The organism is Christiangramia sp. 3-2217-3z (assembly GCF_051195275.1).
Classification (GTDB): domain Bacteria; phylum Bacteroidota; class Bacteroidia; order Flavobacteriales; family Flavobacteriaceae; genus Christiangramia; species Christiangramia marina.
In genome coordinates this window covers 1-11,495 of sequence record NZ_JBNJLI010000006.1, presented here as the reverse complement: position 1 = coordinate 11,495, position 11,495 = coordinate 1, and the positions used below count along the sequence as shown (strand labels likewise).

General features: G+C 36.9%; 11 protein-coding genes. 7 read left to right on the top strand and 4 right to left on the bottom strand.

Features of this window, described 5'->3' with window-relative positions:
- Positions 1–175 precede the first annotated feature (175 nt).
- From ACSHZO_RS11270 to ACSHZO_RS11245, 6 genes are all read left to right on the top strand, one after another.
- A complete protein-coding gene (locus ACSHZO_RS11270) occupies positions 176–1,129 on the top strand; it encodes a PhoH family protein (RefSeq protein ID WP_298247292.1) in 954 nt (317 codons plus the stop codon).
- Between the two features lie 11 nt (positions 1,130–1,140).
- Positions 1,141–2,100 (top strand): phosphoribosylaminoimidazolesuccinocarboxamide synthase, encoded by a 960-nt coding sequence (locus tag ACSHZO_RS11265; protein WP_298247291.1) that lies wholly within the window; start codon positions 1,141–1,143, stop codon positions 2,098–2,100.
- Positions 2,101–2,244: 144 nt separating this feature from the next.
- Positions 2,245–4,155: an acetate--CoA ligase gene (gene acs / locus ACSHZO_RS11260; RefSeq protein WP_298247290.1), complete on the top strand. Its 1,911-nt coding sequence runs from the start codon at positions 2,245–2,247 to the stop codon at positions 4,153–4,155.
- A gap of 52 nt (positions 4,156–4,207) precedes the next feature.
- On the top strand, positions 4,208–4,870 hold the full coding sequence (locus ACSHZO_RS11255; protein ID WP_298247289.1) for a hypothetical protein: 663 nt from the start codon (positions 4,208–4,210) through the stop codon (positions 4,868–4,870).
- Positions 4,871–4,902: 32 nt separating this feature from the next.
- A complete protein-coding gene (locus tag ACSHZO_RS11250) occupies positions 4,903–5,154 on the top strand; it encodes a hypothetical protein (protein WP_298247288.1) in 252 nt (83 codons plus the stop codon).
- A complete protein-coding gene (locus tag ACSHZO_RS11245) occupies positions 5,121–5,510 on the top strand; it encodes a hypothetical protein (RefSeq protein ID WP_298247287.1) in 390 nt (129 codons plus the stop codon). Before ACSHZO_RS11250 ends, ACSHZO_RS11245 begins: the two co-directional genes overlap by 34 nt.
- Positions 5,511–5,557: 47 nt before the next feature.
- On the opposite strand, the gene ACSHZO_RS11240 is transcribed toward ACSHZO_RS11245, so the two are convergent.
- The 4 genes from ACSHZO_RS11240 to ACSHZO_RS11225 all read right to left on the bottom strand — a co-directional run bounded on the left by ACSHZO_RS11240 (position 5,558) and on the right by ACSHZO_RS11225 (position 10,490).
- Entirely contained in the window at positions 5,558–6,232 is a 675-nt protein-coding gene (locus tag ACSHZO_RS11240; RefSeq protein WP_298247286.1) for a 3'-5' exonuclease, read from the bottom strand.
- Entirely contained in the window at positions 6,229–8,151 is a 1,923-nt protein-coding gene (locus ACSHZO_RS11235; protein ID WP_298247285.1) for a DUF294 nucleotidyltransferase-like domain-containing protein, read from the bottom strand. Before ACSHZO_RS11235 ends, ACSHZO_RS11240 begins: the two co-directional genes overlap by 4 nt.
- Before the next feature lie 40 nt (positions 8,152–8,191).
- On the bottom strand, positions 8,192–9,274 hold the full coding sequence (locus ACSHZO_RS11230) for a DNA topoisomerase IB (RefSeq protein ID WP_298247284.1): 1,083 nt from the start codon (positions 9,272–9,274) through the stop codon (positions 8,192–8,194).
- 127 nt (positions 9,275–9,401) lie between these two features.
- Positions 9,402–10,490, bottom strand: a complete 1,089-nt coding sequence (locus tag ACSHZO_RS11225; RefSeq protein WP_298247283.1) for a M42 family metallopeptidase — start codon at positions 10,488–10,490, stop codon at positions 9,402–9,404.
- Positions 10,491–10,559: 69 nt separating this feature from the next.
- Here ACSHZO_RS11225 and ACSHZO_RS11220 point away from each other — a divergent pair, with 69 nt between their 5' ends.
- Entirely contained in the window at positions 10,560–11,321 is a 762-nt protein-coding gene (locus ACSHZO_RS11220; protein ID WP_295182618.1) for a DUF4294 domain-containing protein, read from the top strand.
- Positions 11,322–11,495: the final 174 nt, after the last annotated feature.

Genomic DNA, 11,495 nt, shown 5'->3' with positions numbered 1-11,495 from the left:
GGTAATTTTCCTTAAGTTTGTATAGGTAGCGAATATAAATTTTATTTTAGTGATTCGCTCGAGGACAGCAGTCAAAAGTAACGCTTTTCTCAGCCCAAAATTAGAACATACAAATACGAAGGACAAATAAATTCTAACTGAAAAATTCACAATGCTTCATCTAAAATTCTAGCTTTTGAACGAACTTCTTATTGAACTCTCAGAAATAAGCCCACGCGAATTCTTCGGGCAACATAACGAACATATCGAATTACTAAAAAAATACTTTCCCAAGCTCAAAATAGTTGCCAGAGGTAATAAAATTAAAGTTTTTGGTGATGAGGAAATGCTGGAGGAGTTCGACAAGCGCTTTTCTATGTTAATGGATCATTTTGGAAAGTATAATAAACTGGACGAAAATACAATCGAAAGAGTTCTCACTAGCGAAAGTGAAGAGGATTATCAAACCACTAAGGAAAGTGGCGAGACGATTGTTCATGGTTTAAGTGGGAAGGTGATCAAAGCTCAAACTGCGAATCAACGTAGGATGGTAGAACTTACCAAAAAGAATGATCTTGTTTTCGCTATTGGACCTGCTGGAACCGGAAAGACCTATACGGGCGTAGCACTCGCGGTAAAAGCTCTTAAGGAGAAGCAGGTGAAAAGAATCATTCTTACCAGACCCGCGGTAGAAGCAGGCGAAAATCTTGGATTTCTGCCGGGTGATTTAAAAGAAAAACTGGATCCATACATGCAGCCATTATATGATGCATTAAGGGATATGATCCCACATGAAAAGCTCGAATTGTTTATTGAAAAAGGTGTTATCCAAATTGCACCCTTAGCATTTATGCGAGGTAGGACTCTGGATGATGCTTTTGTGATCCTTGATGAAGCACAGAATACTACGCATGCTCAAATGAAGATGTTCTTAACCAGAATGGGAAAACATGCGAAATTCATGATCACGGGGGACCCTGGACAGATAGATCTACCTAGAAGAACTATTTCAGGTCTTAAGGAAGCATTACTGGTACTTAAAGATGTGAAAGGTGTTGGTATGGTTTATCTTGATGACAAAGATGTGATAAGACACCGACTGGTTAAAAAGATCATAGCCGCTTACAAAACTATTGAACATAACGACTAAATTTTCAACTCGTGAAGAGTAAAACAATTATCAAAACAGACTTTCGATTTCCAGGACAAAAATCGGTTTACAAAGGAAAGGTCAGAGATGTATATACCCTGGAAGATGACAGGTTGTTAATGATCGCGTCAGACCGGCTTTCAGCTTTTGATGTGGTCATGCCAAAAGGTATTCCATTTAAAGGTCAGATCCTTAACCAGATCGCTACGAAAATGATGGAAAAGACTGCGGATATCGTTCCAAACTGGTTAGAAGCAACACCAGACCCTAATGTGGCAATCGGTAAAAACTGCGAGCCTTTTAAAGTTGAAATGGTTATTCGTGGTTATCTTTCTGGTCATGCCGCAAGGGAGTATAAAGCAGGGAAGAGAGAATTGTGTGGAGTTGAGATGCCTGAAGGAATGAAGGAAAATGATAAATTTCCTGAACCTATCATCACTCCGGCTACAAAAGCAGAAATGGGAGATCATGATGAGGATATTTCCAGAGAGGACATTATAGCTAAAAATATCGTTTCAAAGGAAGATTATCTTCAGCTTGAAGATTACGCTCGTAAATTATTTCAAAGAGGATCTGCGATCGCCGATCAACAAAACCTGATCCTGGTAGATACCAAGTATGAATTTGGAAAAACTTCCGAAGGAAAAATTGTATTGATAGACGAAATACATACGCCAGATTCTTCAAGATATTTCTATAAGGAAGGTTATCAGGAAAGACAGGCCAAGGGTGAAGCACAAAAACAACTCTCTAAAGAATTTGTTCGGCAATGGCTTATAGGTGAAGGTTTTCAGGGACTTGAAGGTCAGGAAGTACCATTGATGAGCGATGAGTATATCGAAACAGTTTCTGAAAGGTATATTGAGCTTTACGAGAACATTTCTGGAGAAACTTTTAAAAAGGCTAATGTTAGTGATATTGAAACTAGAATTGAACAGAACGTTCTTAATTATCTGGAATCTCACAAATAAAAAGTAAGGAAGATGAACATTTCTATTAATTATGTAAATGATACCATGATTTTTTAGCAGTTTCTTTTTCTGATTGCTCAGTATTTAATATTTTTAATGAAAACCGGTATTTCCGGTTTTCTTCTTTTATAAACGATATTAATTATGAGTAACTACCATATAAAGAACCTGGAAGAATATTTTCAGGTATACCGTAAATCCATACGTGAGCCTGAAAACTTCTGGCAGGAAGTTGCTGAAGAACATTTTACCTGGAGAAAAAAATGGGACAATGTGCTTAGCTGGGATTTTAGTAAGCCGGAAGTAAAATGGTTTGAGAATGCCAAACTGAATATTACTGAAAATTGTATTGATAGACATCTACTTGCCAAGGGAGATAAGACTGCCATTATCTGGGAGCCCAATGATCCTTCAGAAGAAACTCTGAAGATCAGCTATAATGAATTACATAAAAAAGTAAGTCAGTTTGCAAATGTTCTAAAAGCAAACGGCATTGAAAAAGGGGATAGGGTATGCATTTATCTTCCTATGATTCCCGAACTGGCTTATTCAGTTTTAGCGTGTGCAAGAATCGGAGCAATACATTCTGTCGTATTTGCTGGATTTTCGGCTTCGGCTCTGGCCGCCAGAACTCAGGATGCCGATTGTAAGATGATGATTACTTCCGATGGTTCATTCCGTGGAGAAAAGACTATTGATCTTAAAGGGATCGTTGATAAGGCACTCGATAGTTGCCCAGATGTTGAAAAAGTACTGGTTGCTAAAAGAACCGGGGCTAACATACATATGGAAGCAGGAAGGGATTTCTGGCTGGAAGAGGAAATGTCTAAAGCTGCTGATTCCTGTACTCCTGAAATCATGGATGCAGAAGATCCACTCTTTATATTGTATACCTCGGGATCAACAGGAAAACCAAAAGGTATGTTGCACACAACTGCGGGATACATGGTTTATTCAGCTTACACCTTTAAGAATATATTTAATTATCAGGATGATGATGTCTATTGGTGTACTGCCGATATTGGATGGATTACCGGGCATTCGTATATAGTTTATGGACCGTTATTAAATGGTGCTACCACCTTAATGTTCGAAGGCGTGCCTTCATATCCGGATTACGGTAGATTCTGGGAGATCGTAGAAAAACATCAAGTAAATCAATTCTACACGGCACCAACTGCGATAAGAGCTTTAGCGAAGAAAAATCTTGATTTTGTCAATAAATATGATCTTTCTTCCTTAAAAGTGCTGGGAACGGTAGGCGAGCCAATTAACGAGGAAGCCTGGCACTGGTACGATAATAATATTGGAAAGAATAAAAGTCCGATAGTTGATACCTGGTGGCAAACGGAGACTGGCGGAATCATGATCTCTCCAATACCCTTTGCTACTCCTACAAAACCAACCTTTGCAACTTTACCCTTCCCAGGAATTCAGCCTGCTTTAATGGATGAGCATGGAAAGGAGCTTAAAGGAAATCAGGTTGATGGCAGATTATGTATTAAATTCCCGTGGCCATCCATGGCAAGAACTATTTGGGGTAATCATGATAGGTATAGAGATACTTATTTTTCTGCTTTTGCGAACAAGTATTTTACTGGTGATGGAGCGATGCGTGATGAGGTTGGTTATTACCGGATTACGGGGAGAGTAGATGATGTCATTATAGTTTCAGGACATAATTTAGGGACTGCACCAATTGAAGATGCTATTAACGAACATCCGGCGGTAGCAGAATCTGCTATTGTTGGGTTCCCTCATGAAGTAAAAGGAAACGCTCTATACGGATTCGTTATTCTGAAAGAATCTGGAGAATCGAGGAATCACGATAATTTAAGGAAAGAGATCAATCAGCAAATCGCTGATAAGATCGGGCCTATAGCAAAACCAGACAAAATACAGTTTGTAGAAGGTTTACCGAAAACCAGGAGCGGTAAGATTATGCGTAGAATATTACGAAAGATCGCAAGTAATGATACCTCTGATCTTGGGGATACTTCAACATTACTAAACCCAGAAGTTGTTGAAGACATTATTGAAGGAAATCTTAAATAAATTATATTCGGCACCGTTATTGATATTATTATTTTAATTAAATCGAAAAATCATGAAGAAATTTTTACTTTTTGCAATCATTTTATCTGCATCCGTTACTCAAATCAATGCACAATATTGGGCAAATGTTGAGAATACCGGTATGCAAATTTTTACTAAACAGAAGGAATCTGAAGGTGTTACAGGATCAGCATATTATGAACAGGATTTTATGATGGGAACTGTAATAGATAAGGACCGTAGGGTTAATTTGTTAATGCGATATAATGCGGTAGAAGATGTAGTTGTTTTGAAACCAGATATAACTACAGGGAAAGAGTATGTACTACCTAAGATAAAGTCTATCAAATACAAAATAGGGAATTACACTTATTTCATTGATGAGCTCAATACAGAGGACGGTAAGCTGGAAGCCTATTTCGCCAGATTTTATCAGGGTGATAAGAGCGATTTTGTTGGGCAACCTGTTGCTGATTATACACCGGCAAAAGCTGCTTCAACTGCCTATGGAGAGGATAAACAGGCTAAGTTATCGGTAGATATGGTTTACTACATCTCAGTAGATGGAGCACCATTCAAGGAGGTTCGTTTGAAGGAAAAGGATCTGGAGGATTTATTTAAAGGGGATAAAATGGAAGATTATTTGGATGACAATAAAATAAAAACAGAGCAAGATGTTGTCTCTTTGCTTAAATATTATGAGCAATTGAATTAAATCAACTTAGTTACTAACCTGAAATCAGTATCATGAAAAAAATTCTATTTTGTTTGATAATTCTTGTTCCACTCCTAACCAACGCGCAAACCTGGCCAGCAGCTGGTAATGTTGCAGGTTTTAATGATGAACTTAGGGAGGTTCGAATGTTTGATTTTGATGAATCACCATGTTATGAGAATGAATTTGTGGAAGGCAAGGTTATAAATAACAAGGAGAATCAGAGTATCTGTATTTTCGTTACAACGTATTGGATGAGGTATTTCATATCAAAAAGAATTTAAATTCCTCGAAAGTTTACGAATTGCCGGATGCACCAGATTTATCATTCTCAACGAAAGATTACAAATACTCGAGAAAAGATAAGAACTCAAATTTACCAGGTGGTAGTCAAAAATATGTTCTTAAGTTTAGAGATGAAGAAAATTATCAGGTAGTAGGTGTTCCAATGATAGAGGTAATTCCAGCCATTCCAAATAGGACCCCTTATCATTCTACTAGAAATGGTAAATATAAAATTTTAACTACCTATTACGCCTCTTTAGATAATGAGGAGTTTAGTCAGCTAGACTTGAAAGGTAAAGATTTAGCGGAAAATATTGAGCATTCTAATTTTCTCAAGAAGTTAGAACAGGATTAACTTCAGTATTACATTTAGAAAATTATAAGCCCCATAACGGGGCTTTTTTAGTATCTATATCTAAGTAATTTTCGAATCTTGATATTTTTCGCGTCGATTTTAGCTATCAATTTCATAAATATGAGTGCTGTAATAAATGCATCACCAGAAGCAGTGTGCCTATCGGTAAGATCGATGTTATAATCTTCAGCGATTTCATCCAATGAATAGACTTTATTCTTATCTATAAAGTTTGTTACTATTCTGGTCTTCTTATAAAGAATTGCGGTATCCAAGAATTTATTCTGAAGCCTTGGCAAACCGTTTCTTGCCAATGCTTTATTGATCATGCTTTTATCAAAACCTGCATGATGAGCAACAAGAATTGAATTGCCGATATAGTTAATGAAATGCTCCAAAGCTTCAGCTTCGGGTAACTGAGCAAAACGTTCGTTTTTGATTATCCCGTGAATCTTCACGGTTTCAGGATTAAAGGTGTTCTGCTTCAGATAAACTTCAAAATGATCTTTCACCTTAAGTTGATTATTCTGAATAGCGATTGCGCCAATGCTCAAAATCCGATCTTCATGAATGTCAAAGCCGGTAGTTTCGGTATCAAAAACAACAAAACGTTGGACTGCTACGTCTTCAGCTTTATCCTTATCAAATAAAGAAAGATACCTGGAAAAATATTCTGGTAAATCTTCAGGTTGTTCGTTTTTTTTAAACCATTCTCGAATCATGAATAATAAGTAGTTTCAAAACGTATCTTGATAAGTTCCTGGATTTCTTTAATAGATTTGAAGCAGCGCTTTAATTTGATCTTATCCTCTTTTCCTAGATCCTCAAGATTTATGAATCGGCCATTATCCTTATTTTTAAGGCCTTGTTTCGTTCTGAATTTAATAAGTGCTTTGGAAGAATAGGCGCAAGCCTGGTAGATCTCCTTATTATTTGGTTCCAGCTGTGCAAGCTTTGCAAATCTTTCCGCAGTATTACTTATATTCTTAACCCGGTGTTCCAGAATTAGAAGTCTTGCTGCATCTGTAAGTGGCATTATTCCACGTTTTTTAATATCGAAAAGATCCTTTTTCTCTCCATCATGCTCTACTAAAAATTGTCTGAAAAATCCTAAAGGAGAAGGATTTCTCAATGCCTGTGCTGCAAGTCGATTCAAAAAATTCCGGTTTCCTTTTAAAATGTCATAAACATGGTCAGAAAGTTCATTGGTTAGCTTTGATTCACCATAACTAATGTCGTAGTCAAAAAAGATCTGGCAGAGTAGAATTTCATCATTTCCTGAAGTAGTAACCCAGTTTGAAAATTGATCTTTCCATTCAGATAAAGACAGGCAATATTTATCATTCCTAGCCATCATCTCCGCCGGGCAAAACTGATAACCAATGATATTAAGCCTTTTGGTAACCTTTTTGGCTAGCTTAAGAAAGTAGGCTCTAACTTCTTCCAATTTTTCTTCCATAACATTTTCGAATACAAGCGCATTGTCCTGATCTGTGAGTAGTAATTGTTCCTTTCTTCCCTGACTTCCCAGAGACATCCAGCTAAAACTACAGGGTAGAGGTTCCTCCATTTTATCAATGCAACGAGTAATTGTCCTTTTAATAGTTGCATCATTTAATTCAAAAATAATGGTACTGATATGGGATACCGGAATATTGCTTTTTATATATCCATCGAGCAACAGCATGATCTTTGTTCTAATCTTCTTCAGCTTTTTGGTGGAATTCGCTCTATTTATAGCTTTCATCAATACAGCAGGATTGTTACCCTGAGAAACGATAATATCATGTTCAGAAACAATTCCTTTTACTTTTGTATTTGGAGTGCCATCTTTGGTGATGCAGATATGATTGATCTTATGTTTCATCATCGCAAGCTGTGCCTGTGCCACCGTGAGGTTTTTAGAATAACAAATCACCGGAGAATTCATTACTTCTGAAATGTCGCTGGTAATAGGCAAAATACCGGTAGCAACCAGTTCTCTAAAATCCACATCGGTAACGATTCCAACAGGCTTTTTATCTTCCACCACGATAACAGATCCAACTTTGCGCTCACTCATAAGAGTAGCGGCTTTTTGAATGCTGGTGTTCCTGGATACTGTCACCATTTTCTTGACAATTGGAATAGGCTGAAGCTCAAATAACGGATCTTTATTTAGCTGAATTTCTTCTTCATCTGTAAATAGCCTGCCGCGATGTTTTTCTGAATAGGGGTTACGGGTGTTTGAAGCAAAGCTTTCCATAAGAAAATCTCCTACTTCAGGATTGTTGATCGTGTAAGGCTTAAAAAGGTTCAACGGAATGCCATAGATAACACTTTCTTCATCTGTGATGGCATTGATCTGGTAATTCTCCTTTGCAAATAATGGACGCAATCCAAAAATATCACCTTCATCACATTTATCTATAGTTTCAGGTTCTTTAGATTCTTCAACCTTCTGAAGGTCAACTGCTCCCTTTTGAACTATGTAGAATTGATCGTGAACCTGTTCATCTTTTTTGAAGATCATTTTACCAGCCTCGAAATAGAATACGGTAATAGATTCCGAAATTTGAAGTAATTCAGATTTTTCCAGAAGTGAAAATGGCGGATAGTTTTCTAGAAAATCGGCGATACGAGCGGCAATGGAATTTGTCATATTTCAAATTTATCTGAAAATCCGACAATACACACCTGGATTAGTCAGCAATTTCTATTTCGTAATCTTTGATAAGCTTATAAATTGCTTTTTCTGTTTCTGAAAGTTGTACGTATTCTGGTTTTATATCTTCTTTCACCTTTTTAAAGTATGGTTCTATCTCTCCGTTTTCATAAGTTTCAATCACTTTTGGATGTACATAGTAGCTTCTGCAAACAGAACGTGTGTTGCCAAGGCCTTCAGCAGCAGCATCAAAACCAATAAGGATATTCTTTTTATTTTGTTTTTCTTCTTCCGTATACCCTAATTCGTGTAGAGTTTCAAAGAATATTTTGGTAGCAGACCAGGTTCTAAAGTCCTTAGCCGAGTACATGTCTCCACTAATTTCATGGATATAATCATTGATCATTCCACTATCTATAGTTTGCTTAACACCATTCTCATTATAAAACTTGAAAAGCTCCCATCCAGGAATTTCCTCACATTGATTGATCAATTTAATGAGTCGCTTATCTTCCACTGAAATAGAATGTTCTTTCCCTTTCTTTCCTATAAATTCGAATTTGAGTCCGTCATCCATAGTTTTCACGTGCTTGGTACGAAAAGTAGATAGACCATAAGTTTTATTATTCTTCGCATAATACTCATTACCAATCCTTATATGAGTTTCCTCCATAAGTCTAATGATCAAGGCGAGAACTTTGCGTTTAGGCATTCCTTTGAGATTGAGATCTTCATCCACCTGCTTCCTGATCTTGGGTAACATCTTCCCGAAGGCAGTCATTTTGAAAAATTTCGTCTGATTTCGAACTTTGGACCAGGTGGGATGATACATATATTGCTTGCGTTCTTTTTCGTCTCTTCCTACTACTTGAAGATGACCATTATGAAGATGTGTAATCCTAACATTTTTCCAGGCTGGCGGGATCACCAGACTTTTAATGCGATCAATCGTTTTCGGATCGGTAACTTTTTCATCCTTACGATAGTATGCAAAACCACGTCCTACTTTCTTTCTGCTTATTGAGAGTAAGCTTTCATTAACGTATCTAAGATTCGCAAGTTTTACGGCTTCATGAGTATCACTCATCATTACTTCTACATCATCAGGCGATAGCGTCATTATTTTTTTGTTTAAATATAGGATGAAATTGAGCACTTCAGAATTAAAGAAAAGTGAAAGTTTAGTGTTATAAAATAAAAAACTCCCTGATTACAGGGAGTTTAACAACATCTTGAGAAGTGTTCAATTAGTCAAAGTAATTAAAGGTATCACCATCCTTAATCTTTAATAATGATTCATATATAAGATTGATCACATTTTCAACATCATTTTTATGCACCATTTCAACGGTCGTATGCATATAACGCAAAGGTAAAGAGATCAGTGCCGAAGGCACACCACCATTGCTATAAGCAAATGCATCGGTATCTGTACCTGTGAATCTCGATGACGCATGTCTCTGGAAAGGAATCTTCTTTTCTTCCGCAGTATTAATGATCAACTCTCTCAGTTTATTTTGTACCGCTGGAGCATATGAAATGACTGGTCCGTCCCCAATTCTGTTAAGTCCATTGGTTTTCTTTTCGATCATTGGAGTAGTGGTGTCATGAGTAACATCGGTCACAATAGCAACATTTGGCTGAATACGATGTGTGATCATTTCTGCACCACGAAGACCAATCTCTTCCTGAACTGAATTAGTGATATAAAGTCCGAACGGTAATTTCTCGCCTTTTTCTTTCAGTAATCTGGCTACCTGTGCGATCATAAAGCCACCAATTCTATTATCCAGAGCGCGACATACGAATTTGTCCTTATTCAGAATAAAGAATTCATCAGGATAAGTAATTACGCATCCTACATGAACACCTAAAGCTTCAACTTCCTCTTTATTCGTACATCCAACATCTATACAGATATTGTCCATTTTTGGAGACTGCTCCTTTTCCTTATCACGGGTGTGGATCGCCGGCCATCCAAAAACTCCTTTAACGATACCATTTTTAGTGTGGATATTAACACGTTTAGAAGCAGCAATCTGGTGATCACTACCACCGTTTCTAACTACATATATAAGTCCTTCATCAGAGATATAATTTACATACCATGAAATTTCATCAGCATGACCTTCTATAACCACCTTATATTTAGCTTCCGGATTTATGACACCAACTGCGGTTCCATAGGTATCAGTAATGAATTCATCCACGTAAGGTTTCAGATATTCCATCCATAATTTCTGGCCTTCAGACTCATATCCTGTGGGAGCTGCATTATTAAGGTATTTCTCTAGAAATTCGAGGGATTTTTGATCCAGTACTTCAGTTTTATCCATAGTTTCTTTTAATTTTCACGAATTTAAAAAATTTAGATTGGAGAGAAGTGGCTATTGACTAATTTTGGAATGGTTTTAGCAAAAAGAATTGATGATCCAAAATTAAACTTTATAGTGATTCGTATATTTTACATCTTACTTTTACTTACTTCAGCTACAGTAGTAGCTCAATCTGATACTTTATCAAGGCCTATGGATTCTACGGAAGTAGATACGTCTATGACCGCACAGTATATGATCATTGCAGGAGATTCGATTCCCAGAGAACTTATTGACCTGGAAGAAGTGGTGCTTTTGAGACGATTGAAGTTTGATAGTAATGCAGATAGGAAGCGTTACCTTATATTAAGGAGAAAGACTAGAAAAGTATATCCATATGCTAAAATGGCTTCGGAAAGATTGCTTACGCTCAATTCCAGGTTGGACGATATTAAGTCAAGACGTGCCCGTAAGAAGTATACCAAGGTCGTTCAGGATTATATTGAAGATGAATTTTCTGCTGAATTAAAGAAGCTTACCAGAACTGAAGGTCAGATTCTCGTGAAGCTTATTCATCGTCAAACTGGAACAACAGCTTTCGAGCTAGTAAGAGAACTTAAGAGTGGTTGGAGAGCCTTCTGGTACAATACAACTGCCAGTATGTTCGACATTTCTTTAAAAGAAGAGTACAACCCGAAAAATAACCAGGAAGATTTCCTGATCGAAGACATCTTACAACGATCATTCAGGGATAATATTCTGGAAAGACAATCTTCTGCCTTGGATTTTGAATATCTTGATCTTAGTGATAAGTGGAATAGTAAGCAGAAATTAAGAAAAGTTTCAAACTAATTCTATAGAGCAGTATTTGATCTTCAATCACTTATAAATAATCTTGTATTTATTTTATATTTTTCTTCAGAAAGCTATTGTGTAATTAAAAATGGGATGTATATTTGCAGCCGCTTTGGCAGCAAGGCGTATGTTCGTTGAAAGTAGTAATGGTGGGTGATGTGAGAGGATCTG